The following is a 23262-nucleotide window of genomic DNA, read 5'->3' on the forward strand; positions in this document are numbered from 1 at the left end:
GTATGAGATATTCATGAATATATTCATAGCAACTTATGGTTCTCGTGGCGATGTCCAACCTTACTTAGCATTAGGGAGAGGTTTACTGAACGCGGGGCATAATGTCACTATTGCCACCAGCGTGCGCTTTCAAGCAGACGTACAGGCCATAGGTTTGCACTACGGATACATGAACGATGAATTGCTATCGATTTTAGACACTCAACTCGGACGCAGCCTCATTGATTCTTCTCATGGCTTGCTCGGAAACCTTAAACAGCTCATTCAAGCCAAGAAAAAGATTAGCCCTCTACAAACGAAGCAGATAGAAGAATGTTGGCTTGCCGCTAAGGACGCCAACCCAGACGTCATTATTTTCCACCCAAAAGCCTTTGGTGCGCCGAGTTATGCAGAAAAGCTTGGGGTGCCCGTCATGCTTGCATCAGTGGTGCCAATGCTTGTCCCTTCTTCGACGACTCCGCATATTGGGTTCCCATCGTTAAAGTTGGGTAAATGGTACAACCGGCTCACCTATTCGCTTGTCAATCTCATCATGCAGCTATCGATAAGCAAACCAATACGACACTGGCGAGTTGAGAATGGACTGCCGGCAAAAGGGGGGATCAATCTTTTACGTACGCATTCGGGAAGTTCAATGCCTGTTTTACAAGGGTTTAGCCGACACGTCGCCGACCTCCCGCTAGACAATCAATCACAGGTCACCACGACAGGATACTGGTTTACAGAGACGCCCGATTGGCAGCCAAGCCAAGCACTTTCGGAGTTTCTGGAAAGTGGGCCACCTCCGGTTTATATCGGTTTTGGTTCTATGGTAGGGCAAGACCCACAGCAATTAACTGAGACGGTTATAGCAGCCCTCACCAAAGCAAAAGTAAGGGGCATACTGGCTTCTGGCTGGGGAGGAATCAAATCAAGCTCGCTTCCAGATTCCATCATCGAAATCGACCACGCTCCTCACCAATGGCTGTTCCCTAAAATGGCGGCGATTGTTCATCACTGCGGCGCAGGCACTACCGCAGCTGCGCTTCGAGCAGGTAAACCCTCCATACCTGTGCCCTTTTTTGGCGACCAACCGTACTGGGCTAAACGCCTCTATGAGTTAGGGGTAAGCTCAATACCACTACCTAAAAAGTCACTAAATTCAGACAGCCTTGCTCAAGAAATCAAGCACGTTATTTCGGATGTAAGCATTCAGAAAAATGCTGAGGTCTTGGGTCAGAAAGTTCGACGTGAAGGGGGAATAGAGAAGGCCATTAAAGTCATTGAACACTATGCACTAAATGAGTGAATCAGGAATAGTGTGGTGCGCAATGACACACCAATTAACGGAGGAAGCTAACTTAGACGTTCACTTTGTACTTTAAATCATTCACTTCGTCACCTGTTATCCCTCTGAATCCCCAACAATGCGCAGGCTGCTCTTTTATCGTGATTTCAATATCAATAGGCGCGATGCCCAATTTATTCTCGATATTATCAAACAGGGATCTAATTAGGCGCTTTTTGGTCTCTAGCTGACGGCCTTCCATCATGTTAATTTCGATCACCGTATAAGCGTCACTTCGGCCTCCCGGATAGTAAAAGTCCTCTTTTTCCATCGGAATAAATCGATGCGCGCGTTTATCTTCTGGTAACCCAAGCACTTGTTTCATACAAGTTTGAATCACATGCGACAGTTCAGCTTTGATGGGGTTTAAGTGCTGCTTAATTCCGTAAATCACTATCATGGTTCAATCCTTTAACGTTGACAGATGGTGTGAGGTCCAAAACCATATTAACAAAGTGAGGCTCCGCTTCTAGCACGACGTAGCCCAGCATTTCATAAAAACGGATAGCCTTGGTGTTAGCAATAAAGCTAGATAGAGTAACCTTCTCACATTGGTTAGATCTTGCTTGTTCATGGATGATGGACATGATTTCAGCGCCAACCCCTTGGTTTTGAAATTTAGGGAAGACAAGCAGTAAGTGCACATGTAAAGCCTTGTCATAAGGCTTATAGCAAACCATGCCTACTCGCTCGCCTTTTTTCATCACCCAGAAAAACCAATCAGCCTGATACTCAGTTTCCAAACGCGCCAATTGGAAGTCATCATTCCAACCAAACACTTCATCGACATAAGAATGCAGGCCCTGTTTAAGTACAGCCAATCTTTGTTCATAATCGCGCGGCAGGATGGGCTCAAAGTTCAACATAGCCACCTTAACTAAGTGTTTTCAGCAATACGCCATAGCACACCGCTTGGATCCGTTAGGCAGAACTCAAGCATTCCCCACGGTTGGGCTACCAAGTCAGTGAGCGCATACTCAAATTCGGTCTCAGTCAAAGATTCTTGAATATGTTGATACCAACTTTGCGCATCCTCTACCAATAGGTGCATCATAAAATTCTCGCTGTGCTGCGGTTCATAGAAATCTTGCAGTAAGAAGGCACAATCGCCTTTCTTAAAGTAGGCAACCGCACCAAATTCAGACGCCATTTCAAACCCGATGGCTTGGTAAAACTGTTTAGAAACCGCAAAGTCTTTCGCTGGGACAAAAGATTTGATTTCAACTGGCTGTAAGTTTTTCACTGAGATCCCTTTTATATTCACCCTAAAGAAACAACCGCCCCCTCACGCGAGGTTTTGAGGCTGACCGTTCACATAAGCCACCACATTTTCGAATGCGACTTTAAAATACAATTCATAGCTTCCCTGCTCAACGTAACCTAAATGAGGAGCGCATAATGCATTCGAAAGCGCGATCAGCGGCTCATTTTCAGGCGTTGCAGGCTCTGTTGTAAACACATCTAACGCTGCGCGTTTGGTTGGGTGGCGAGTTAACTCTGCAAGCAGAGCACCCTCTTCAATCAATTCAGCTCGGCTAGTGTTCACCAACAATGAGTTTGACTTCATCAAGGCCAGATCTTCTCGAGTCACAATGCCTTTGGTGGCTTGATTCAGCCTTAAGTGTAAAGAGAGCACGTCCAAAGATTGAAAAAAAGCGCGTTGAGAAATCGCGGCTTGAAAACCATCATTAACCGCCGCGGCACGTGATGACTCACTTCCCCAAACCATTACATTCATATCAAAAGCTTTGGCATATTGAGCGATTTTTTTACCTATTTTTCCATATCCCAAAATTCCAAGTGTTAAGCCACTTAACGTCCGTCCTAACCCCAACGATCCAGATTGTTGCCACTCTCCAGACGACATATTATTGATGTATTCCGGAATGTGGCGCGATGCCGCCATAATGAGACCCCAACAGAGCTCAGCAGGAGCAACGGGCGAACCAATCCCCTCAGCGACGCTCACTCCATATTGTTTACACACATCCACATCAATATGATTACTTACTTTTCCGGTTTGACTAATTAACTTCAGATTCGGCAACTTGGCTAGCAACGCTTCGGTAATCTGAGTTCGTTCACGGATCAAGACCAGCACTTCATAAGGCTGAAGCTTCTCGGCTAACGTCTCTGTGCATAGCTCGGTATCTGTAAAGACATCTACCTGATGCCCTTCGAGTAAAGCAAAACAATCGAGCGTTTTTACGGCGCTTTGGTAGTCGTCCAGAATCGCAATTTTCACTTAATAATCCTTTTGTGTTGGTAGGCTCGTTATTGGTATTAGCGCACATCTTTTGGGGCACCGCTTTCGCATTTTTTGCAATCGAGTTGATGCCCAAGCATAGAGTCTCTGCCTTGCTGACTCACCACCCAAGGTCGGCAAATAAAGGGCGGTTGATGGCGAACATGTTGAAAATGCCCACACAATAATTGCGCCACCCAATCTCCCTCATCATCAATGTGATAGCCAACAATGGGCTGCTTCATACCATTCATTCTCACGTGTTGCTCTAAATATCTCTCGCCTTTAATGGGTGAGGCACTATTGCCGATAACGACTAAAACTACATCGATACCGCTTCAATTTTATTTCCATCAAGATCGAGGATGAAAGCCGCATAATAATTATCTGCGTACTCTGGTCTTAGCCCCGGCTTACCCGCACACTGACCACCAGATTCAAGCGCAACTCTGTAAAACTCGTCCACCTCCACGTGAGATTGAGCATTAAACGCAACGTGAGAGCCGTTACCTGTCGACGCACTACCTGAACATGGGCAGCCAATCCAGAACTCAAACTTTTCACCATAAGCAGCAGCGGCACCTTCAATGAAATGCACGCGATCAACCGCTAGTGTTGCTAATACGTCATCGTAAAACTTCACAGCGGCATTCACGTCTGAAACGCCAATTGAAATATGATTTAAAATCATGCTCCCTCTCTATCAATAGTCATGTAACTGCATAATATAACGAGAGTATTATCAACTCTCACCTATTGTTTCCGAACGTTCACCAAAAATGACGGATAAATCTAACTCTGCTTTAAAGTTCAAAAAAATGGCCACGCTTAAACCTACGTGATCGTAAGCCCTAACTGTTCGTAAGACATAACGCCGCAGCCCAGTAGCTTGTATCGATTTAATCAACGATAAACATCAGCCAATAAAAAAGCTCGCCGATAAGGGCGAGCTTAATAATGTTAAAGCCTCTGGCTCAGTTCAGATTGAAGCGACTTGAGAATGTTAAATTCTTCTTCGGTACAGCAACGAACCACAGAGACCCAATGATCGCCCGTTTCATCAGTACCACTAAATTCAGCACGCAGTTCAAACTTCCTCATCGAAACCAATGCCAGTAATAAACTGAGCGCTAACGCCAGTAAGCCGAAACCAGGAGCAAACGCCCAAGTTGAAGCAGACAGCAAAAGCGCCAAAGACAAGATTCGTACTAGGTTGTCTTTAATACCTAGTCGATTCACCTGTATTCGTTTAATTTTATTTAAGCCGTAACGGTCTTTCCTAACGATAAATTCAGTTGACGTAACCTTAAAATCATCCGCAACGTATGGACGATAAAGCCTAATCGCATTCACTAAACGATTTCGTTGTTTATTATTATTTCCCACTATCCATCTCCATTGTTTAAAGGTTAGTAAAAACTAATATATTCATGGAGTTATGTAGCGGATTGGCAAATTTATAAAACAGCAAAACATATAAATCAACTTGGATTTATATGTTTTGCAAATATCTGAGTGATAGGTAGGGTAATGTGGGCATTTATGCTGATAAAACCAGCGAATAGGATAAATATTAACGCTGTTGTATCAGTTGAGTTGCAATAAATCCCATTTGTTTCCGTAGAGGTCTTGGAACACCACCACGGTGCCATACGGCTCTACTCTTGGTTCTTCGTTAAACACGACGCCTTTACTTTTCATCGCATGGTAATCTCGCCAGAAATCATTGGTCTGTAGGAATAAAAATACACGTCCACCCGTTTGATTTCCTACAGCTGCCAACTGCTCTTCGGAGCTGGCTTGCGCAAGCAATAAGTTGGTGCCCGTTGAATTGGGTGGCGATACCTGAACCCAACGTTTTCCACCACCTAAATCGGTATCTTCTATCAATTCGAAGCTCAATTTATTGGTATAGAATTCTATTGCGTCGTCATAGTTTTCAACGACTAAAGCAATGTTGCCGATTTGCTGTTGGACGGGTTGAGTCATGTTCTGAACCTCTAAATGATCGTGATGGGTATTTTTGCACATTTGCGAACAAGGCCATAGGTATGGCTAAAGCCAAAAACGGGCTTTCACTTGTTCCGTAGGTATAAGACATTGATCTTGTTTACCAAAAATACGATAACGATTTTTTGCTACCCACTGGTATAACGCGTTACGCAATGGTAGAGGCAGCACTTTCAACACCGTTAAACATCGCCAAAGCCCATTCAGTTCTTTCGCTATTTCTAGCGCAGCATCACTCTGAGTAAAGTGCTGGCCGCCCTTTATCAAAACCACAGTATCTAGAGTCAAATCCTGAAGCTGATGATCTTTCAACAAAGCTTTAGCTGGTTCGCTTTGCATCGGTGAAAACACAAACTTGGCTTGTGGGTCGCGATGGATAATAAAACGCACCGCGCCATTACACAGATTGCAAACCCCATCAAAAATCACAATGTACGGCTGTTTCATATACCTAACGCCGCTATTAAGTAGAACTTAAGTCAATCGACATAAACTGGCTGTGAGGGTCTAGCTCGTAGTCAGCAAACGGGTCGCAGTAACGGAATCCATGCTTTTCATAGAGGTCTCGGGCTGGCTTAAAAAATGCCATAGAGCCGGTTTCTAAGCTGAGATTTTGATATGAACGCTGAGCGGCCACCTGCAAAATGTGAGTCAGCAATTGCGTGCCTACGCCTTTCTTTCTTGCAGATTCGGCTGTTCGCATTGATTTTATCTCACCATGTGTTTTATCAAGCTCTTTAATGGCTACACAACCTAATATTTCACCGTTTTCAGAAGCGCTCCAAAAGGTAATAGATTCATGCTTTAGCGCTGCAACATCCAATGCATGCACGCTTTCTGGCGGTGAAGTGGCGTACATATCTTCTAAATGCTCTTCAAGTAAACGAATAACACCATTACCTTCCAAGTTATCTTCTCGAATTTCCATCTCTTATCAATTCCTTATCTTTTAAGCATTTTCAATCGTTGCTCAAGCGACAACAAGCCATAATTTGATGCCTACTATCGCCAAACTCGTTTAATGGTGTCGGGGGGCTTTATCTATGGCTGCTTATCAAAGACAGCGACGCCTTCAGGGATTTCACACCAGTCTAATTTCGAGCTTACCCACACATGTGCGACAGGTTGGAATAACGTGTCATCTTCCATCTCGACAGGCTTTAGTTTCAGTTTTAACACAGAGGGTTCAGCTGGATTGTAATGGTAGACTCGGTTGCCACATCCTGGGCAAAATTTCGCATTATTCAGATTGCCACTATCCGAGCCGCGGCTCCATTCGCTCATTTCACCACTGAATTCAATACTGTCTGCATCAACCAAAGCAGTAACGCTATATGGGCCAGTCGCCAGTTTCTGACATTCGGTACAGTGACAAGCAATCACTTTTAGTGGCGCTTGTTTGAGTTGATAAGTTAACTGCCCACATTGGCACTCACCTTTAATCGGGTAATCCATCACTTTCTTCCTATTATTGTTAAATCGAATACGCTCTACACACCCAAACAAACGGGTTAGATATTAAACTCTGTTGCATCACATCGAACCAGCAAACTAATGTCGCAAACTTTAAGTAGCGTTTCCAGTACAAAAAGTCATCAGACAGGTCCAAACGTCAACCTGCAACAAGAAAAATCATGACGACATCCAGCTGTACACATTTTGAAAGTCATAGCGCTACAGCGCTGATAAGCCTAGAATTTTTTAGGAGTAAAGGGGCAGGCGGATGGATAGAAGCGCTTACAACTGCAGCAGTGAATTGAATGAGTCTATTAATCGCTTGGTCTACCAGCAAAAGATTGAGACAATGCTTCTCGAAAATTCAAACATTACGGTTAATTATGAAACTATTAGTTCGCAACCTATCTCGCTCAACAACAGAACAAGAAATTCGTGTTCTTTTCTCTGAACATGGCTCTGTTGCTGAATGCAGCTTAGTGCTAGACCAAGAAACGGGCTACTCTAAAGGCTTTGCGTTTGTAGAAATGCCAGATGAAGCGGAAGCAAAAACGGCATTGGCTGAGTTGAATCTCGCTAGCTTTGGCAAAAATAAGATTCGTGTAAAAGTCGCAAACTCTTAATGCCTAGTAGGCCAGCCTAACCGGTGTGTGAACACCATGGGGCTGGCTCTAACCAAATCTAGCATCCCATTTCCCCCGGTGGTCGCGTTCGCAATTTTCTTGCGTATCGAAAGTCAGGTGCTTTTCAATACTCTTCAGTTTTATCCCCGCTTGCATTAATGCTTTGTGCATCACGCGCTGAACTTCAGCTTTACCCTGAGTGGAAACGAACGTTTCAAGCTGTTCATTGGTATCAAATACGCACACTATTTTAAGGCTCTGCGGAAAGTTCGAAAAGTTGACCAAATGCGTCACCCACAAAAAGCCATCATAGGTCTTTAGTGTCTGCTCACAAATGTCGGTCAGAACTTCACGCAGTTGATTATCAATTTTCTTATCGGTTTTTCTCATGTCCGTTTCCGTTTGGCTGAAAGGGCTAATCTAGATCTTCGTGGCTATCAATTGCTTTACGTGCGTCCGCAACCGAGCAGCCCGATAACGCCACCAACTCAGACACCGTGATTCCGGTTTGTTGAGCAATAAGAGCGCTTAGCTGAGCTTCCGTGGCGGCTAACGTCGCTTCTACTGGCATACCTTTCTCAATGGCCAGTTTGATCCATCGGTCTCTTTCGTCCCCCAACTGAGTTTTTAATGCCATTAGCTGAAATTCGGTTCCTGATAGCAACCAGTTTCTAGAACGACGAATACGCTTTAACGTCGCGCCTGTAGATTCAACGGCAGCTAACAATTTGAGCTTATCGGACGCTCGATGAACAAAACTATTCAGTTGGATTTGAATCATGGAATGTTGAGTATTGGCGGGATAACCAAGAGAGTATGCCACTCTCTTTTAGTCAATTACAACGCTTACACCGTTGTTCACGGGTAACTTAACGTCTTATTAGGCATTGCTTAGCGTTCAGAGACGTTACTCTCATCCACACTCACAGCCTGCCAAACCATAATAGTGGTGTGTGCCTCATGGTGTTTGGTAGTATGAAGCGGCGTGAACCCATATTTCTGATACAAAGCAATATTATGCGATTCACACTGTAAATAGAGTTGCTCGACACCCAATCTATTTGCCTCAGATTTCGCTCTTTCAATCAGCAGACGGGTGATCCCCTGCTCTCGATAACTGGGATTGACATAAACCCCACCGAGCCAATGCTCGTACTCGGGGTAATTCGTATTTTCACGAAACTTAAGATCGGCCGCCGCTAACAATTCGCCTTGATGATGAACGACCAATCCAAAAGGAATGTGCTCTCCTTGCACCGCTCGTTCCTTCACTTTATTTTCCACACTTTCCAAAGTGGACCCTGGCACTAGGTTCCCCCATTCTGAAAAGTACCATTCGGCAATTTGTTTTGCATAATGTGGATAATCAGCCAACACAGAAACAAGCATGGCAAAGCTCCTTAACTTAAAAAGCGTTACATTTGAGAAGCGAAATAGGCGAAGATTTCCTCTTCGGTCATTTCCTTAGTTTCATTACTAAAACAGTAATGACTCGGTTTTTTATCAATAAAGTACTGCATCGTCATCGATAAGTTTTCCATTTCAGGAAACAGCCCCAAAGGCATGTTATAGCTCCCGGAAGCCTTCACTCGATAGAAAAGGTGCGTGCCACAGTTTGAACAAAAACCACGCTTCGCCCAGTCAGAAGAGTCATATTCCTTGATAAAGTCAGCGCCTTCAAACGACACTTGCGTACCACATTGCACCGCCATTAATGGGCTCCCGCCCCATGTTCGGCACATCTTACAGTGACAGACCGTAAATTTAGGGTTGATATCTTTAGCAGTCGCTGTGACTTTGCCACATAAACAACTCGCTGACGCTTGATTTGAATCTGGCATAGGATTTCCTTTTTATTATATTTCAGTTAATTACCTTGTATTAAGCCAAAATAACACGGGCTACTGACAGCAGATGTCAGTAGCCCGAAGAAATCAAATTAGGGTGTCGCGACGGCTTCAATTGAGCGGGGCGTATAAAGCTTGGCGTGCTCTAACGTATAGTCTCCAGCCAGCTCTTGCTGAATCAACATATTTTGCAATTGAATTTTCGGCTTACAGTACACAAACACTTGCGATGCTTCGCCCGTTTGCTTACACACCACTTCAAGCATAATACGTCGATAACCATCAGGCTTTGTAATGCGCTCTAGCCTATCAATATCTGCTAAGGTTTCGTCTGAGACTTCGAACACTTGCCCTTTCACGGGGTGTCCCTTGCCTTCATCCAACACTAACCAAGGCGAATTTCGCTCGCCAATCAGGTAAAGCGGGTAAGACGATTTTGTCGTAAAGTCTCCTGGGACTCGACGACCTTTATTGGTCGAAAAATTTGGAAATCCTTCCTTTAACGTTCCAAATACAAAAACTTGCTGCATAGGTCCCTCCTTGTTTCCTAACATTCTGCAGTGATTAATTTAAACTGGTATTCGCGTTTCTATGTTCAACTGACCAGCCAATCCAGCTTCTCGATGAACACTTAATGTTTTAAATTCTTCTGAAGAGGTCATGTCTAATAGGGCTTGCCGAGAGGGGTATTGCACAATGGCCATAGAATCCCAAAGCTCATCAACTTCACCAATAATCAGCCCAGTCATCTCAGAAAAGAACACCACCTCGGCACCGTATTTTTCTAGCACTTCGAGCATAGGTTGCCCATATAAGTTATACGCTTCTTTGCCCGACAGAGTGCTGACTCGGCCATCACTGTATTCTGCTTTCTCTTTAAACTTAAAAAGATTCACCAATTGCAATGGCCTGTCGTCGTTGTCAGTGTGCAATATTTCCATTTGCTCTGCGCTTGGGTAAAGATGATTAATGACTTCCATGTACTACCTCTCCAGTGCTCTTTGCAGTGATTAACTCATGCCTATCGGCTTTATGAGCTATTCGTCCATAATAATCTCGGTGGTAATCTCAGTTTTGACAGAATTCGCGATAAAACAGTTTACGTGCGACATGTGGTGGAGCTTTTCTAACTGAGCGTAAGTCGGCTTCCGATCACCCGAAAAGATGATTCGAGGTCGTAGTGTCACTCGGGTGACAGACGTTCTACCGCTCTCATCCTCTTCAAGTACACCCACAGCGTCATCAACATATTCTTCAATGATGTAGTTACGTTTTGCAGCAATCGACAAAAACACCAACATGTGACAGCTCGATAGCGCCGCGATAAAAGCTTCTTCTGGATCCACATTCGCTTCAACTGAGTAAGGAAGCGGCACCACATGCGGAGAAGAAGATGCGGGCACAGTTACGCCGCCATCAAACTCCCATGTATGACCACGGCTATACTGGTTATCACTGAAGGCTTCGTCTGCCCCGCGGTTCCAGCGAACAATCGCACTATACTCTGACATTGAAGACTCCTTTCAAAACGGCTACTCAACTGCACAACATATGGCCTTTACGATAATTTTATAAAGCGCAACAATCCAGCACTAATTACGCCACGGGTTACGCTTCATAAATAACGGTATTCTATGTCGATACCCTATCTGAAGGGTGGTTAACTCCATCGTTGGTCACCACGTTGTCAATATCGAATGGGTTCACGCCTTCTAAGCAACCGATATTAAAACCATACTCATGCGGGTTTGAGCGGCGCTGGTGATGCGTATAAATGCCGCATTGAGAACAGAAGTAATGCTTCGCTTCTCCAGTATTGAACTGATAGAGCTTCAAGATATCTTCGCCTTTTACAATTCGAATTCCATCGAGAGTGACCGAACCCACAACCGCCCCTTTACGGCGGCAAATGGAACAATCGCATCGACGCGGGTTTTGAATGCCATTAGGTAAGCTCAATTCCAACTCGACTGCCCCGCAATGGCATGTAGCCTTATGCTTTGCGTGAATGGTCGTATTTCCAACTTGCTTCATAAATGCCTCCTATTCCATCCATTGATATGCATCACCATCATATACCAAGTTTTTTGTTTGAACTAAGTCGTCAAAATTGGTTTATCAGGAGGTAATTACAACTTTCTAAACTATCATTTAAAGTCATTGAAAAATCGAACGATTACTTATCTAATGGGTAACGAATCGTAATTCGCTAACTGGTTATCTCATGTTCAACTTAAAAAGCTTAAGCCTTACTAGCTTGTGCCTTTTGCTCTCATCGCCTTTACCTGCGTTCTGTCAATCGCACTCCAACACCATTGATATGATCATCATGGAGCAAGTTCCTTACGGCTTTAAAAACGAACTGGGCACTGAAACCGGCGTACTATTCGATATTGCACTCGAGCTACAACAAGCGAGTCAATCTATGCCATCGTTAGCGCTCACCCAGCCTTACATTATCCCGACCAAACGTATTATCAGTCAGCTCAACCAAACCCATCCTGTGTGTACGCTTGTTGCTGAATCACCAATCATAGCCGACCATTTCGATCTCATTGAACCCATTGGCTTTCAGCTAAAAGCGGGCATTTTGCCTGCAGCAGGGATCACTCTCACCGATTACCAAAGCTTGAATGACAAAAGCATCGCTGTACCACTAGGAATTATGTTTGATCGAAGATTTCATGACGATGACGATTTAAATAAGGTTTCGGTTCGGGAATATTATAACGGCATAAAGATGTTAGCCGCAGGGCGGGTAGACTCGGTGGCGGGGGCGATCTCTTCTTTGTACTACAATGCGAAAATGCTGGATATACCCGCCGCAACCTTTGGTGAACCTTTGCTTTTTGTCGATTTCGGTTTGTTTTTAGTGTGTAACGATCAGCTCCCGCAGCATCAAAGAGAACTATTAAAAAATCTGGTTATCGAGCTCAAAAGTAATGGCTCAATCCCACAACTTTTTGAAAGTTATTTTGATTTAAACTCTTAGGCAGCCACTCGAATCGACCAAAAATACACTAACCAAAACAGTTGGTTAATGATGGGAACGCTCAAGCTCAAGCTCAAGCTCAAGCTCAAGCTCAAGCTCAAGCTCAAGCTCAAGCTAGGATTAAAAAGCCATTTGCCATTTAAAATACATCTCTTCTTCAGCTGAGTTCACGCCAACGCGCACTCGGTGATTATCAATTTGTTTGCCAATGAAGCTATCCAGCGAGTAGCTGTCGTAGTCACTTTCACCGAAGGTATAAAACGGGTCTAAACCTAAGTGAAAGCCACTGCCAATATCAATGCGGGTGTACATACCTACGGTGCCCGTGGCGATCGTCGTATCTGTCATGTCATTGTTGTTGATACCAACCATCGCCAAAGGGTAGAGCTTAATCTTTTCATGAATTTGAAAGGTATGGATGTAACCAACGCTTCCCGACTGAGTTTCAGTTTCATCGTTAAAATAGCCTTCAGCGTAAAGCCCTCTTCCCTCTCGCATCCATGCATAACGTGTACTCAGGGCATCCGTTCCTTGTTTTGTTTCAATAGAAAGTAAGTGTTCGCCCCAAGCAAAGCCGGCACTCAAATCGACCTCCCCTTCAGAAGTAAAACTTGTGCCAACCGAGGAATAAACAGCAGTGGGATCGCTCATATCGACTTCATCAGCCAGCACCGCAGGGCTGAGAGCGAGCAGTGAAATAGGAACAATGAATGATGATTTCATAGGATAGTTAACCTCATAGATTCAATATCTACAGGCTCTCACACGCGACGAATCAAGTTTGAACGTTAGTAAGCTCATATTTGAGTGGGTTTTCAATAAGCCAAACAAGGCTAACCGGTCGCTCATCTTGAGCCTAACTGCCGTCACTCTGCAGGTGACCATCGACGAACTTATCGCGCAATTTACACTGTGAATTCGGCTACCGAGCCTCTCCTTAATTTTTGATTAATAAAAATTAATCTAAACACAAGCTCGCCTTAATCCGGCTTTATGTAAGCTCTCGCCATAAAGACAAACATAAGAGGACTTAAGGTGAACATACTCGGATATCTCCAAAAAATAGGTAAGGCGCTGATGGTGCCGATTGCCGTATTACCAGCCGGTGGCTTAATGCTGGGGCTTGGCTACGCGATTGATCCAGAAGGCTGGGGGGCTAATAGCGCACTGGCGACAATTCTGGTGTATGGCGGCAAAGGGATCATGGATAACCAAGCATGGTTATTTGCTGTCGGTGTCGCCTATGGATTAGCAAAAGACAACAATGGCGCTGCAGCGCTTTCAGGATTACTAGGGCTGTTAATTGTGGAAATGATTGTCGGCAACACAGCGGTGATCTCACAAATAACGGGAGTACCCGTAGACCAAATGAGCTCATCAGAAGTGATCGCGTCTCAGGCATCGGTAAGCGCCTTCACTGGTATCATGATGGGTATTGTCGCAGCCACTCTGTACAATCGGTTCCACACTATCAAACTACCCGCTGTACTCGGCTTCTTTGGCGGTAAACGCTTTGTTCCGATAGTGACTTCATTGGCCGCGATCAGTATCAGCTTAGTCATGGTATACGTGTGGCCCGTGGTTTACGGTTCACTGGTTAACTTTGGTATCGCGATTTCAGAAATGGGCGCAACGGGCGCTGGCCTTTATGGCTTCTTTAACCGCTTGCTTATTCCTGTTGGACTGCACCACGCGCTAAACCAAGTTTTCATTTTCGATTTAGTGGGCATCAACGACATTTCTAAGTTCTGGTCTGGCACTGGAGAATTAGGTGTAACTGGTATCTATCAAGGTGGGTTCTTCCCGGTAATGGGTTATGGCCTACCAGCAGCGTGTTTAGCAATGTACCACTGTGCCAAGCCTGAAAACAAAAAGAAAGTCGGCGGTATCCTTGGCGCATCGGCCGTGACTGCGATTCTCACAGGTGTCACAGAGCCGATTGAATTTGCGTTCATGTTTGTTGCACCTGTCCTGTTCGTCATTCACGCACTACTTGCAGCACTATCACTTTACATCGCGGCAAGCATGCAGTGGATTGCTGGCTTTACCTTCAGTGGCGGTTTGATTGACTTCGTATTGTCGTACAACCTTCCACTCGCCATGAAGCCTTACATGTTGATCTTACAAGGTCTGGGCTTTGCGACGATTTACTACTTCGTATTCCGTTTCGCTATCTTGAAGTTTGACCTTAAAACACCAGGCCGCGAAGACGTTGAAGAAGCAGAAGTCGTTCAAATGGGCACCAATGATAAAGCCGCACAGTACTTGAAAGCACTGGGTGGTCACGGCAACTTAACCAGCATCGACTCTTGCATCACACGTTTACGTTTGACGCTTAAAGATGCATCGATCGCTGACGAAGCCACACTCAAAGCGATTGGTGCAATGGGAGTCGTGAAAATCGGCGCCAACAACCTACAAGTGATTGTAGGCACTGAAGCTGAAGAGATCGCCCATGCGATGAAGCAAATACCAGCAGGCCAAGACTTGTCACAAATAGCCGTGCCAAGCCATTAACCTCAAGCTGTTGTTAGTCAGCACATAACAAAAAGGTCAAAGCTTAGCTTTGACCTTTGTTCGTTCTCAAACAGAGCTTCACTGCTCAAAGTAAATTCGCGCTCTTAAACCCGGAGCATTGTCTCTTAAAATTAAGTGAGCGTGATGCCTGCTAACAACGGCATCAACCAATGATAGCCCTAACCCATTGCCATGCTCGGTTCTGCTTTTATCCGTCCGGTACATAGGGCGACACACATTAAGCTTGTCGGCATCTGAAATCCCAATTCCCGAATCTGCCACCACGACACCAAAGTGATCGATCACCACCTCAATGTCACCAAGCTCCGGCGTGTACTTGACCGCATTTTCAATCAAGTTAAACACCGCCCGAAACAGCAGCGATCTGTCCCCCATCACTAGGCACGGCTGATCCTGACGATACACCAAGTTTTGCTGTTTTAACTCAGCAAGCGGCCCAACAAATTCAAGGGCATCTTGCGCTATCTTGCCCAAATCGACTTGCTCGGTTTCAATTGGCATTTGCCCACTGTTTAATTTAGCGATCTCTAGCATGCTGTTAAACAGCGACAAAATCAGTTCAAGCTCATCATGACAGGCCGATAATTGGTCTTGTTGCTTCTCTGACAACTCGGACTGAGAAAGTATTTCTTCCATACGCAATTTCAAACGCGCCATTGGAGTACGCATATCATGTGCTAAGCCGACGGTGAGCGACTTAAGCGTCGACTCATTCTTCGACATTTGCTCGATCATAAAATTAAGATGGATCGCCAAAATATCAAACTCATCATCTTGAGTAGACACCGAGATTTTCACATCGCGTTCACCGCATAACACCCGATTCATCGCTCGATTAACACGTTCTAAGCGCTTTAAAATCAAGATGGTAAAGAACAGCGCTGCAATCATCATCACCGCGACAGGCAATACGATGCCAGAGAAAACAATCGGTATCAGCGACTGACGAAATTCCTCTATCACTTGTGAATCCACACCAATTTCTAAATGGTGGTTGTCACCGATAGGGATGTGAGTTTTATCAGTCACTAGTGCACTGATCGGATAATATTGGGTGCTAAGTGATGGCTCAGCCCGTTCGCTAAGATGGTAGTAAAAAGAGGTCGCAGATGCGCGCTTAGCCGCCAGGAGCTTTTCGACTTCTTCTTTGCTTTGGTTGGCGACAAAACGAAACTCCGAGATTTCTTCATTCAGCTGCTTCGTTAGTTGCTGCCGATGGAAAGCATCAGAATCAATATACACTTGGCGAATCACCATGATGTTAACCACGGTGATAAATAGGAACAAACCCACTAAGGTCTTGAATACGGATGAACGGGTTAACGCGTAATCATCGACGAAGGACATAACCTGCCCCTCGAACGGTATGCAGCAAATCAGAGCAACCTGCTTCTTCGAGTTTGCGTCTTAGGTTGGCGACATGCACATCAATCACATTCGTTTTTGGATCGAAGTGATAGCTCCAAATCGCTTCAAATAAGCGCATTCGAGACACGACTTGTTCACTATGCTCAATGAAATACTGAATCAACTGGAACTCTTTCGGTTGCAGGCTCAGCTCTTGATTAGAGCAAGTAACACGATGGGCTCGTAAGTCGATCTGCAAACAATCGTATGCCAAAATATTTTGGCTAGGCACTTGCCTTTGCGTACGATTGATAATGATATCAACGCGAGCAATCAACTCAGCCAAAGCAAAAGGCTTAATCAAATAATCATCGCTACCCGCTTGTAAGCCATCCACTCTATCTTCAACGCTGTCCATCGCACTTAAAATCAATACGGGCAAATGTTCTTCGGTTGCCTTGATGGCAGACAACACTTTCATACCATCTAAGTACGGCAGCATACGATCTAAAATGACCAGCTGATATTCAGAGCTCAAAGCCATCATTAAACCTTTTTTGCCATCTTCAGCCTGATCGACAGCATAACCGTGCTCTTGTAAGCCTTTTGCAACAAATTCTCGAGTGGTGGTGTCGTCTTCAATGATGAGTATTTTCACAGGGGGAGGTCTCCTTCTAGAGGATGAATTTTATCGTAAGAAAAGTACTTTTCGTCAGAAAAAAGAAAGGCTCGCGTGACTAATGCGAGCCAGATGCGGTTTAGGGGGTAAACCACAAATTCACTACGAGTAGTGAGTTCTTCATTGTGTGCGACGACAGTATGAACTGAACATCATTGAGGTTTCATTTTTAAATAATTAACGATAATTAATCAAGCTGATCAGGTTAGTTTTACGTTAATTAAGTCCATAATAGATGTAATGAAATACGAGGTAAATTAGACATTTGGATTATAAAAGCAGCCGATTCAACAAGCTTACTTCTGCTATCTCTTTCATCTTAAGGGCGAACTAGCCATAACAACAGGCAGCGCTATGACCAAGCCCTACACATTGCCATGACTCAATAATGGAATGTGTCACTGAGCCTACGACTTTCCGCGCCAAGCCGCTAGTTTCACTACCAAGTCACTAAGTGAGCTTAATAACCGGAGTAAATTTGAACATGTCTTGGAAAGTACAGAATTCTACAGGCCCATGAGTCAATGTACCGAATGTCTGTGCAATACGCTCACCAATACGCTGAGTGGTGGCTTCTAGTTCAGCTTTGTCTTGTTCTTCAAGCTCGATCACTCGGTAGCTCAAAGTAATATGAAAATGGTAATCGTCAAAATCTGGCATGCTGATACCAGTCGCCGCTTTTAATGCTTCACGGCACTGCTTAAGTGCTAGGCTCGATTGCTCATTGGCAGGTTTGATACGAATCGCGCTACCGCCGATTGGGCAGTTATAAACATAATCGAACGCCATTTCAAAACCGCCACGCGCGCCAATTTGGCTCGCTTCAGTGGCAAACAAATCCGTAGTCGCCGACAATTCAGATTCTAGACTGAGCTTAGAAGTCCACTTTTTCGGGTCTCGAATTTGATCGCACACCCCTTCGAATACAGTCATGTGCATGCTCGAAATCGGCAAGAACGAGAACTTGTTTCCACATTGCATCGCTTTGAGTTGGTCTTGCGCCCAACGTAGCTCTTCAATCAAAGGAAGTGATTGATCTAAATGACAAATAAAGGTGTTACCTGGGAATGTTCTAACGCTTCCATCTTCATGGAACTTTACACCCACACTTGGTGCGTACTTCATAATAGTTATCCGATGTTTTTATTAAATACCTAGCGTGCGAAATACTGGGAACATGCATGCCCCATAGGTATTTAGCGACGATCCAATTTTTGAAGGAGAGAATTGAGCCATTGGATACGAGCGCTCGAACTCTACCCAATTCTTCTCTAGCGCCATTTCATCAATGAGCGCTTGGCTGATATGTTGAGGACAAGAACCACCAATGATCACGCAATCTGGGTCAAACCAACCTAAAGTCAAAACCAGCATTGGCTTGAGTTGAATAGCGGCAAAGCGCACCCATTCCGCCACCACAGGGTTTTCTAAACCCGGTATCGCTTCTGGGCCATCAACTTCGAGTCCAGATTCCGCCAATTGATCAAGCAAGCCACGAATGGTTGGTTTGTTCTCTTCACCTAATAGGTTGAAATAAGTACCGATCTCACCCGCATTGTGGCGACTACCACGGTAAAGTTTGCGATTAATGATCACACCGCCACCCACACCATGGCCCAACTCAAACAACACCATGTTCTTCACTTCCGGCCAACGACCAGAGTAAAATTCACCCACAGCGGCGACATTACAGTCGTTGTCTATCCAAACTGGCCATTCAAAGACTTCACCAAAAATCACCGCGAGATCAGCATTACGCCAATGCTCCATTTGAATGATGGTGCGAATGGATTTCCCATCGCCCTCAGATGGCCCCGGCATGGATACACCAATCCCGAGAATACGGGCGTTTTGGATTTTGTGTTTGTCGACCAATGAGTCGATTTGCGCTTTGATGCTCGCTAAGACTTCCGAGATAGGAGAATCTTCAGCGTAATCCATAGTGGCTGTATCGATCACCTCGCCACAAAAATTCGCCAACGCCACTTCAATTCGGTGAATGTGAAAAGCAATTCCAAAAGAAAACGCCGCATACGGATTGAGCTGCAAAGGAATGATTGGCTGACCACGGCCTACTTTTTCTCGTGGGCCTTCTTTGATCATATTCATCGCCAGCAGTTCTTTGGAAATGCTAGTAACCGAGCCACTGCGTAGCCCCGTTTGCTCAACAATTTTCGCGCGAGGTACCGAGCGATGCTCACGACAAACCGCCAGTAATTTCTTCTGTCCTGGAGTCAATTCTAGTTGTAATGGTTTTATCGGCGTTAACATGTTCGGTGGTTCTCTTATTAGATTTATTCGTTATTTAACATCACTGTATTGACAGCAAAGCTGTTGGATTAGATGGCCTCCATTCCGGCTTCCTGTACCAACTCTTTCAACATATCGATATCGTCGTGGCTAATCATATCAATGAGGCCATCTCGCAACCATTGAATAATTTCACTGTGTACGTCGTAACCATAATATTGATTAAACCATTGAGTCGGTTTCATATTTCTATCTTTATTAGGTAAGTACAGACGAGTGGTTAGCCCGGCTTTTTTATAGCCTTCAAGTACCGATTGGGTCGTGTATGGGTACTCCACACACACAGCCGAAGCATTCGATTCCAACACCGCATCCACTTGATTCTGATAACGCGCCAAAGTGACGACTTGCAACTGAATCCCTGGCAATTGGGCTTTTACTCGGTTCACCAAAGTATGATCAAAGCCCAACAATTGAATGTGTTGTAACGCTCCTGGTGTCCGGTGAATTAAGGCAGTTAATTTATCGGCGAACACTTGATGATTGCGTCTTTGCTTAGCTTCCACAACCAGACCGACGCCCTGTTCAACGGCCCATTCAAGTACTGAGTCCAATCGAGGAATAGGCGTATCAGCAAACGACGAATGAAACCAAGCGCCAAAATCCAAAGCTTCTAATTCAGCTAAGGTCATTTGCTCGACATAGCCCGTACCATTAGAGGTGCGGTCGACACTTGGATCGTGAATCACCACAAGTTCTTCATCTGCGGTCATCGCGATGTCGATTTCAATACAGCTTGTTTTTCGTTCTATCGCGCTCAAGAAAGCAGGCATGGTGTTTTCAGGGCAAGTAATGCAATCGCCTCTATGGCTATTCACCAAAACTTGTCCTTTTTTTGCCACATCAAAAGTAAACATCAAACGCCACCAATTAAACTACCTTAAAAAGTTTAATCTAGAATACAGAGGTATCCTATTTTCTGTCAACAAAGAAATCCCCACAAAAACCCACAAAACAACACCCTTTAAAAACAATAAGTTATTAAACTTTCCGTGATCAATGAATGATTTTTATGCGAAATATCTCGATCGATAATAAAACTGAAATAAACTGTAAATAATCTAACTGGAAATTTAAACTTTTTAAAAAAGGTTAATCATGGCAATTTTGGAACTTCGTTCTGTGACGAAAAATTATGGTGACTTTTATGCGTCTAAAGAGATCTCATTCTCGGTAGAACAAGGCGAGTTTGTCACGCTACTTGGCCCAAGTGGTTGTGGTAAAACAACATTGCTGAAAATGATTGGCGGCTTTCAAACGCCAACATCAGGTGAAATCTTGATGAATGATCGCGTTGTGAATCAAATTCCACCAGAAAAACGTGAAACCGCCATGTGCTTTCAGTCTTATGCGTTATTTCCGCATTTAAGTGTTTCTCACAACATCTGCTTTGGCATGGTTCAACAAAAAATCGATAAGAATGAGCAAAAGCGTCGTTTGGCCGAAATCCTGACGCAAGTAGGGCTTGTTGAACATAAAGATAAGCTGCCTTCGCAACTTTCTGGCGGCCAACAACAACGTGTGGCACTTGCCCGTGCGATGGTGACACGCCCAGACATTATTTTATTCGATGAGCCATTATCTAACCTTGATGCAAAAATGCGTGAAGGCGTTCGCTTCGAAATCAAAGAACTGCAACGTCAGCATCAACTTACTTCTATTTACGTTACTCACGATCAAGCTGAAGCATTAGCGATGAGTGACCGAATTGTAGTACTTAACGGCGGTAACATAGAGCAAATTGGTACACCTGAAGACATTTACTACCGCCCGGTTAGCCGTTTCGTTGCCGATTTCATTGGCGCAGCCAACATTCACCAAGCGTATGTTGAGCCTACCAGTGAAGACAACCAATACCGCGTTAGCTGCAACATGGGTGAGTTCCGCGTCGAATCAGCCGAGCAGCCACAATCAAGTGAAATCTTCATTTGCTGGCGCCCTGAAGATGCAGAGATCTGTCAACCAGGTGATGAGAACAGCTTTGAAGTGACGGTTGAGTCCAGCGCATTCCAAGGTAACAACCTAGATGTATTTGGCTGGGTCGGCTCTGATACCAAGCAAAAGATTCGTTTACAACTGAGTGGCCGAGTGTCGGCGCAACAAGGTGAAGTACTGCACGTGAAATTGCCTGAATTTGGTATTCGCTTCCTAGAAGGAGTGTGTGCATGAACCTAAAACCCTATTTATTGCTCATCCCCGGAGTAGGCACCATTGCCCTACTGATGGGGAGCGCGCTCTACGTAGTGGTGGCGCAGAGTTTTGGCTTATTCAGCGTGATGGGTGAAACCAATGCGACGTTTGAATATTGGCAAACGACGCTGAGCGATCCGATTTTATGGCGCTCTGTGGCTTATTCATTAAGAACTTCCATACTGGGCACGCTCGGTGCGGTGATGCTGGCTTACCCAATCGCATTATGGTTACAAAAGCCGATTCCGGGCAAACCAGCGATCATTGGCGTGCTACGTGCACCCATGTTCGTTCCTGGACTAGTTGCCGCATTTTTACTGATGAACGTGATCGCTTATCACGGTATTTTTAACGAATCATTACTGGCGCTAGGCATCATTGATAAGCCACTACGCCTTGCTAACGACAAATTTGGTTGGAGCATTGTGGTTCTGCAAATTTGGAAGAATCTACCATTCGCGCTGATCTTAATCAGCGGTGCGATTGCTAGCATTCGCGGTGACTTAATGGATGCAGCGTTAGATTTAGGTGCAACTCGCTGGGCGCGATTCTGTCAGGTGATTTTCCCGTTAACGATCCCTGCACTGCAAGCATCATCAATTCTAATTTTCATCGGAGCGTTGGGTGACTTCTCGTTTGCTTCCGTTGCAGGTTCACGCAGTAGCTATTCATTGGCAATGCTGATGAACATCACGGCAACCCAATACTACGAGTGGGAAAACTCGGCGGTTATTGCCATGGTAATCATGCTGATTGCAGGCCTATCAGCTGTCGTTTTAACTTTACTAACTCAACCATTTGTTACACGTAAAAGCGTTGTTGTGGATATGGAGAAAGCATCATGAGTCGCCTACGCAACCTATCCAACACCCAGTGGGTGATGCTGATCTCCATCAGCTTCTTTGTTCTCGTTAATTTGTTATGGCTCGGCGTGCCGTTCGCAATGGCTATCATCTGGTCTTTGGTTGATCCAAACCATCCATGGAGTTACCCAGATCTCTTCCCTCAGGTGCTTTCTTTCGGGCGTTGGGTGGAAGTATGGGAAAGCACATCATTACCAGAAGCGCTACGTAACAGTTACTCGGTGGCACCTGCGGTAGCTATCCTAACCATTACCCTAGCGATGCCGACCGCTTACGCCTTTGGTCGCATGGAATTTCGCGGCAAGAAGCTGGCTGAAATGGTGTCGTTGCTGCCAATGGTTATGCCTTCAATGATCCTCGCGGTTTTCTTCAGTGCGATGCTGTTAGAGCTAGGATTAACCGACCCATACATCAACATTGTCATTGCGCATACAGTACTCGCACTGCCATACGCGATTCGTATTTTGTCGGCAGGTTTTAAAGCGATTCCACAAGATTTAATTGATGCTTGTGCCGACATGGGCGCAGGGAAATTTGGTACCTTTAAGCACGCATTCTTGCCTATGCTTAAACCAAGCTTACTTGCATCGTCAATCTTCTGTTTGGTGATCAGTATTGAGGAATTCAATATGTCTTACGTACTTGGTGCTCCAGACTTTATCACCGTTCCAACCATCTTATATTCATTTTTGGGTTACTCATTTATCAGACCTGATGCTGCCGTTGTATCACTGATTCTTGTGATTCCAAATGTCTTACTAATGTTACTAATCGAACGTTTATTGAAAGGAAACTACTTGTCTCAATCGACGGGTAAAGCTTAATTTCGTGAGGAT

32 protein-coding genes are annotated in these 23262 nt (G+C 44.8%); 7 read left to right on the forward strand and 25 right to left on the reverse strand.

The annotated features are described in order from the left end of the window. The first annotated feature begins 13 nt into the window (after window positions 1-13). A complete protein-coding gene (locus tag ELZ11_RS05700) occupies window positions 14-1288 on the forward strand; it encodes a glycosyltransferase (protein WP_137356418.1) in 1275 nt (424 codons plus the stop codon). Window positions 1289-1340: 52 nt separating this feature from the next. On the opposite strand, the gene ELZ11_RS05705 is transcribed toward ELZ11_RS05700, so the two are convergent. The 11 genes from ELZ11_RS05705 to ELZ11_RS05755 all read right to left on the reverse strand — a co-directional run bounded on the left by ELZ11_RS05705 (window position 1341) and on the right by ELZ11_RS05755 (window position 7037). Continuing rightward, window positions 1341-1727 carry a tautomerase family protein gene (locus tag ELZ11_RS05705; RefSeq protein ID WP_137356419.1) on the reverse strand — a complete coding sequence of 129 codons (387 nt, stop codon included), beginning with the start codon at window positions 1725-1727 and terminating at the stop codon, window positions 1341-1343. Further along, entirely contained in the window at window positions 1705-2193 is a 489-nt protein-coding gene (locus ELZ11_RS05710) for a GNAT family N-acetyltransferase (RefSeq protein WP_137356420.1), read from the reverse strand. The genes ELZ11_RS05705 and ELZ11_RS05710 overlap by 23 nt, the downstream gene beginning before the upstream one ends. 11 nt (window positions 2194-2204) lie before the next feature. Then, window positions 2205-2570 carry a VOC family protein gene (locus tag ELZ11_RS05715; RefSeq protein WP_137356421.1) on the reverse strand — a complete coding sequence of 122 codons (366 nt, stop codon included), beginning with the start codon at window positions 2568-2570 and terminating at the stop codon, window positions 2205-2207. 42 nt (window positions 2571-2612) lie between these two features. Next, window positions 2613-3572 (reverse strand): D-2-hydroxyacid dehydrogenase family protein, encoded by a 960-nt coding sequence (locus tag ELZ11_RS05720; protein WP_137356422.1) that lies wholly within the window; start codon window positions 3570-3572, stop codon window positions 2613-2615. A 38-nt stretch (window positions 3573-3610) separates the two neighbouring features. After that, window positions 3611-3817 carry a DUF3565 domain-containing protein gene (locus ELZ11_RS05725; protein ID WP_137356423.1) on the reverse strand — a complete coding sequence of 69 codons (207 nt, stop codon included), beginning with the start codon at window positions 3815-3817 and terminating at the stop codon, window positions 3611-3613. A gap of 77 nt (window positions 3818-3894) precedes the next feature. Next, a complete protein-coding gene (locus ELZ11_RS05730) occupies window positions 3895-4263 on the reverse strand; it encodes a VOC family protein (protein WP_137356424.1) in 369 nt (122 codons plus the stop codon). Window positions 4264-4532: 269 nt separating this feature from the next. Further along, window positions 4533-4958: a DUF6232 family protein gene (locus ELZ11_RS05735; protein ID WP_137356425.1), complete on the reverse strand. Its 426-nt coding sequence runs from the start codon at window positions 4956-4958 to the stop codon at window positions 4533-4535. Window positions 4959-5159: 201 nt separating this feature from the next. Then, window positions 5160-5561, reverse strand: a complete 402-nt coding sequence (locus ELZ11_RS05740) for a VOC family protein (RefSeq protein ID WP_137356426.1) — start codon at window positions 5559-5561, stop codon at window positions 5160-5162. 66 nt (window positions 5562-5627) lie between these two features. Then, complete coding sequence (locus ELZ11_RS05745; RefSeq protein ID WP_137356427.1) at window positions 5628-6029, reverse strand: thiol-disulfide oxidoreductase DCC family protein; 402 nt, start codon at window positions 6027-6029, stop codon at window positions 5628-5630. Window positions 6030-6045: 16 nt separating this feature from the next. Then, window positions 6046-6510 carry a GNAT family N-acetyltransferase gene (locus ELZ11_RS05750; RefSeq protein ID WP_137356428.1) on the reverse strand — a complete coding sequence of 155 codons (465 nt, stop codon included), beginning with the start codon at window positions 6508-6510 and terminating at the stop codon, window positions 6046-6048. Between the two features lie 113 nt (window positions 6511-6623). Next, complete coding sequence (locus tag ELZ11_RS05755) at window positions 6624-7037, reverse strand: GFA family protein (protein WP_137356429.1); 414 nt, start codon at window positions 7035-7037, stop codon at window positions 6624-6626. Between the two features lie 383 nt (window positions 7038-7420). On the opposite strand from ELZ11_RS05755, the gene ELZ11_RS05760 reads away from it, so the two are divergent. Next, window positions 7421-7660 (forward strand): RNA recognition motif domain-containing protein, encoded by a 240-nt coding sequence (locus ELZ11_RS05760; RefSeq protein WP_137356430.1) that lies wholly within the window; start codon window positions 7421-7423, stop codon window positions 7658-7660. Window positions 7661-7708: 48 nt separating this feature from the next. Here ELZ11_RS05760 and ELZ11_RS05765 read toward each other — a convergent pair whose 3' ends face one another. The 8 genes from ELZ11_RS05765 to ELZ11_RS05800 form a co-directional block, all read right to left on the reverse strand. After that, window positions 7709-8050 carry a Fis family transcriptional regulator gene (locus tag ELZ11_RS05765; protein ID WP_137356431.1) on the reverse strand — a complete coding sequence of 114 codons (342 nt, stop codon included), beginning with the start codon at window positions 8048-8050 and terminating at the stop codon, window positions 7709-7711. A 25-nt stretch (window positions 8051-8075) separates the two neighbouring features. Next, window positions 8076-8483, reverse strand: coding sequence for a ribosome recycling factor family protein (locus tag ELZ11_RS05770; RefSeq protein ID WP_244291615.1), 408 nt, complete (start codon window positions 8481-8483; stop codon window positions 8076-8078). 68 nt (window positions 8484-8551) lie between these two features. Next, window positions 8552-9049 carry a GNAT family N-acetyltransferase gene (locus ELZ11_RS05775; RefSeq protein ID WP_137356432.1) on the reverse strand — a complete coding sequence of 166 codons (498 nt, stop codon included), beginning with the start codon at window positions 9047-9049 and terminating at the stop codon, window positions 8552-8554. 26 nt (window positions 9050-9075) lie between these two features. Beyond that, window positions 9076-9501, reverse strand: a complete 426-nt coding sequence (locus ELZ11_RS05780) for a GFA family protein (RefSeq protein WP_137356433.1) — start codon at window positions 9499-9501, stop codon at window positions 9076-9078. 98 nt (window positions 9502-9599) lie between these two features. Beyond that, window positions 9600-10037: a gamma-glutamylcyclotransferase family protein gene (locus ELZ11_RS05785; protein WP_137356434.1), complete on the reverse strand. Its 438-nt coding sequence runs from the start codon at window positions 10035-10037 to the stop codon at window positions 9600-9602. A gap of 39 nt (window positions 10038-10076) precedes the next feature. Then, window positions 10077-10487 (reverse strand): DUF1330 domain-containing protein, encoded by a 411-nt coding sequence (locus ELZ11_RS05790; RefSeq protein WP_137356435.1) that lies wholly within the window; start codon window positions 10485-10487, stop codon window positions 10077-10079. Between the two features lie 57 nt (window positions 10488-10544). Next, window positions 10545-11018, reverse strand: coding sequence for an OsmC family protein (locus ELZ11_RS05795; RefSeq protein WP_137356436.1), 474 nt, complete (start codon window positions 11016-11018; stop codon window positions 10545-10547). Between the two features lie 121 nt (window positions 11019-11139). Next, on the reverse strand, window positions 11140-11541 hold the full coding sequence (locus ELZ11_RS05800) for a GFA family protein (RefSeq protein ID WP_137356437.1): 402 nt from the start codon (window positions 11539-11541) through the stop codon (window positions 11140-11142). A 190-nt stretch (window positions 11542-11731) separates the two neighbouring features. Here ELZ11_RS05800 and ELZ11_RS05805 point away from each other — a divergent pair, with 190 nt between their 5' ends. Further along, window positions 11732-12499 carry an amino acid ABC transporter substrate-binding protein gene (locus tag ELZ11_RS05805; RefSeq protein WP_137356438.1) on the forward strand — a complete coding sequence of 256 codons (768 nt, stop codon included), beginning with the start codon at window positions 11732-11734 and terminating at the stop codon, window positions 12497-12499. 120 nt (window positions 12500-12619) lie between these two features. Here the strand turns inward: ELZ11_RS05805 and ELZ11_RS05810 are convergent, their stop codons facing one another. Then, complete coding sequence (locus ELZ11_RS05810; RefSeq protein WP_137356439.1) at window positions 12620-13222, reverse strand: hypothetical protein; 603 nt, start codon at window positions 13220-13222, stop codon at window positions 12620-12622. A gap of 312 nt (window positions 13223-13534) precedes the next feature. On the opposite strand from ELZ11_RS05810, the gene nagE reads away from it, so the two are divergent. Then, window positions 13535-15016 (forward strand): N-acetylglucosamine-specific PTS transporter subunit IIBC, encoded by a 1482-nt coding sequence (gene nagE, locus ELZ11_RS05815; RefSeq protein WP_137356440.1) that lies wholly within the window; start codon window positions 13535-13537, stop codon window positions 15014-15016. Between the two features lie 78 nt (window positions 15017-15094). Here the strand turns inward: nagE and ELZ11_RS05820 are convergent, their stop codons facing one another. The 5 genes from ELZ11_RS05820 to ELZ11_RS05840 form a co-directional block, all read right to left on the reverse strand. Then, the gene (locus tag ELZ11_RS05820) at window positions 15095-16384 is read right to left on the reverse strand and encodes a sensor histidine kinase (RefSeq protein WP_137356441.1); all 1290 of its coding nucleotides are present in this window, start codon (window positions 16382-16384) and stop codon (window positions 15095-15097) included. Then, complete coding sequence (locus tag ELZ11_RS05825) at window positions 16368-17042, reverse strand: response regulator transcription factor (protein WP_137356442.1); 675 nt, start codon at window positions 17040-17042, stop codon at window positions 16368-16370. The genes ELZ11_RS05820 and ELZ11_RS05825 overlap by 17 nt, the downstream gene beginning before the upstream one ends. 471 nt (window positions 17043-17513) lie before the next feature. Next, window positions 17514-18188, reverse strand: a complete 675-nt coding sequence (locus ELZ11_RS05830; RefSeq protein WP_137356443.1) for a DUF1868 domain-containing protein — start codon at window positions 18186-18188, stop codon at window positions 17514-17516. A gap of 21 nt (window positions 18189-18209) precedes the next feature. Beyond that, the gene (locus tag ELZ11_RS05835; RefSeq protein WP_137356444.1) at window positions 18210-19334 is read right to left on the reverse strand and encodes an ROK family protein; all 1125 of its coding nucleotides are present in this window, start codon (window positions 19332-19334) and stop codon (window positions 18210-18212) included. Between the two features lie 68 nt (window positions 19335-19402). Then, window positions 19403-20191 carry a glycerophosphodiester phosphodiesterase gene (locus ELZ11_RS05840; protein ID WP_244291616.1) on the reverse strand — a complete coding sequence of 263 codons (789 nt, stop codon included), beginning with the start codon at window positions 20189-20191 and terminating at the stop codon, window positions 19403-19405. Window positions 20192-20471: 280 nt separating this feature from the next. On the opposite strand from ELZ11_RS05840, the gene ELZ11_RS05845 reads away from it, so the two are divergent. From ELZ11_RS05845 to ELZ11_RS05855, 3 genes are read left to right on the forward strand one after another with little or no spacing between them, the layout of a single operon-like run. After that, complete coding sequence (locus tag ELZ11_RS05845; protein WP_137356446.1) at window positions 20472-21542, forward strand: ABC transporter ATP-binding protein; 1071 nt, start codon at window positions 20472-20474, stop codon at window positions 21540-21542. Then, entirely contained in the window at window positions 21539-22408 is an 870-nt protein-coding gene (locus ELZ11_RS05850; RefSeq protein WP_137356447.1) for an ABC transporter permease, read from the forward strand. The genes ELZ11_RS05845 and ELZ11_RS05850 overlap by 4 nt, the downstream gene beginning before the upstream one ends. Then, on the forward strand, window positions 22405-23250 hold the full coding sequence (locus tag ELZ11_RS05855) for an ABC transporter permease (protein ID WP_137356448.1): 846 nt from the start codon (window positions 22405-22407) through the stop codon (window positions 23248-23250). Before ELZ11_RS05850 ends, ELZ11_RS05855 begins: the two co-directional genes overlap by 4 nt. Window positions 23251-23262: the final 12 nt, after the last annotated feature.

The organism is Vibrio profundi (assembly GCF_005281835.1).
Classification (GTDB): domain Bacteria; phylum Pseudomonadota; class Gammaproteobacteria; order Enterobacterales; family Vibrionaceae; genus Vibrio; species Vibrio profundi.

What these genes read in the sequence shown, in the direction of transcription:
- ELZ11_RS05835 (WP_137356444.1), bottom strand. Translation starts at nt 19,334, where the DNA reads ATGTTAACGCCGATAAAACCATTACAACTAGAATTGACTCCAGGACAG.
- ELZ11_RS05705 (WP_137356419.1), bottom strand. Translation starts at nt 1,727, where the DNA reads ATGATAGTGATTTACGGAATTAAGCAGCACTTAAACCCCATCAAAGCT.
- ELZ11_RS05750 (WP_137356428.1), bottom strand. Translation starts at nt 6,510, where the DNA reads ATGGAAATTCGAGAAGATAACTTGGAAGGTAATGGTGTTATTCGTTTA.
- ELZ11_RS05760 (WP_137356430.1), top strand. Translation starts at nt 7,421, where the DNA reads ATGAAACTATTAGTTCGCAACCTATCTCGCTCAACAACAGAACAAGAA.
- ELZ11_RS05745 (WP_137356427.1), bottom strand. Translation starts at nt 6,029, where the DNA reads ATGAAACAGCCGTACATTGTGATTTTTGATGGGGTTTGCAATCTGTGT.
- ELZ11_RS05805 (WP_137356438.1), top strand. Translation starts at nt 11,732, where the DNA reads ATGTTCAACTTAAAAAGCTTAAGCCTTACTAGCTTGTGCCTTTTGCTC.
- ELZ11_RS05820 (WP_137356441.1), bottom strand. Translation starts at nt 16,384, where the DNA reads ATGTCCTTCGTCGATGATTACGCGTTAACCCGTTCATCCGTATTCAAG.
- ELZ11_RS05850 (WP_137356447.1), top strand. Translation starts at nt 21,539, where the DNA reads ATGAACCTAAAACCCTATTTATTGCTCATCCCCGGAGTAGGCACCATT.
- ELZ11_RS05800 (WP_137356437.1), bottom strand. Translation starts at nt 11,541, where the DNA reads ATGAAGCAAGTTGGAAATACGACCATTCACGCAAAGCATAAGGCTACA.
- ELZ11_RS05740 (WP_137356426.1), bottom strand. Translation starts at nt 5,561, where the DNA reads ATGACTCAACCCGTCCAACAGCAAATCGGCAACATTGCTTTAGTCGTT.
- ELZ11_RS05795 (WP_137356436.1), bottom strand. Translation starts at nt 11,018, where the DNA reads ATGTCAGAGTATAGTGCGATTGTTCGCTGGAACCGCGGGGCAGACGAA.
- ELZ11_RS05810 (WP_137356439.1), bottom strand. Translation starts at nt 13,222, where the DNA reads ATGAAATCATCATTCATTGTTCCTATTTCACTGCTCGCTCTCAGCCCT.
- ELZ11_RS05775 (WP_137356432.1), bottom strand. Translation starts at nt 9,049, where the DNA reads ATGCTTGTTTCTGTGTTGGCTGATTATCCACATTATGCAAAACAAATT.
- ELZ11_RS05790 (WP_137356435.1), bottom strand. Translation starts at nt 10,487, where the DNA reads ATGGAAGTCATTAATCATCTTTACCCAAGCGCAGAGCAAATGGAAATA.
- ELZ11_RS05755 (WP_137356429.1), bottom strand. Translation starts at nt 7,037, where the DNA reads ATGGATTACCCGATTAAAGGTGAGTGCCAATGTGGGCAGTTAACTTAT.
- ELZ11_RS05855 (WP_137356448.1), top strand. Translation starts at nt 22,405, where the DNA reads ATGAGTCGCCTACGCAACCTATCCAACACCCAGTGGGTGATGCTGATC.
- ELZ11_RS05700 (WP_137356418.1), top strand. Translation starts at nt 14, where the DNA reads ATGAATATATTCATAGCAACTTATGGTTCTCGTGGCGATGTCCAACCT.
- ELZ11_RS05730 (WP_137356424.1), bottom strand. Translation starts at nt 4,263, where the DNA reads ATGATTTTAAATCATATTTCAATTGGCGTTTCAGACGTGAATGCCGCT.
- ELZ11_RS05845 (WP_137356446.1), top strand. Translation starts at nt 20,472, where the DNA reads ATGGCAATTTTGGAACTTCGTTCTGTGACGAAAAATTATGGTGACTTT.
- ELZ11_RS05710 (WP_137356420.1), bottom strand. Translation starts at nt 2,193, where the DNA reads ATGTTGAACTTTGAGCCCATCCTGCCGCGCGATTATGAACAAAGATTG.
- ELZ11_RS05725 (WP_137356423.1), bottom strand. Translation starts at nt 3,817, where the DNA reads ATGAAGCAGCCCATTGTTGGCTATCACATTGATGATGAGGGAGATTGG.
- ELZ11_RS05785 (WP_137356434.1), bottom strand. Translation starts at nt 10,037, where the DNA reads ATGCAGCAAGTTTTTGTATTTGGAACGTTAAAGGAAGGATTTCCAAAT.
- ELZ11_RS05830 (WP_137356443.1), bottom strand. Translation starts at nt 18,188, where the DNA reads ATGAAGTACGCACCAAGTGTGGGTGTAAAGTTCCATGAAGATGGAAGC.
- ELZ11_RS05780 (WP_137356433.1), bottom strand. Translation starts at nt 9,501, where the DNA reads ATGCCAGATTCAAATCAAGCGTCAGCGAGTTGTTTATGTGGCAAAGTC.
- ELZ11_RS05765 (WP_137356431.1), bottom strand. Translation starts at nt 8,050, where the DNA reads ATGAGAAAAACCGATAAGAAAATTGATAATCAACTGCGTGAAGTTCTG.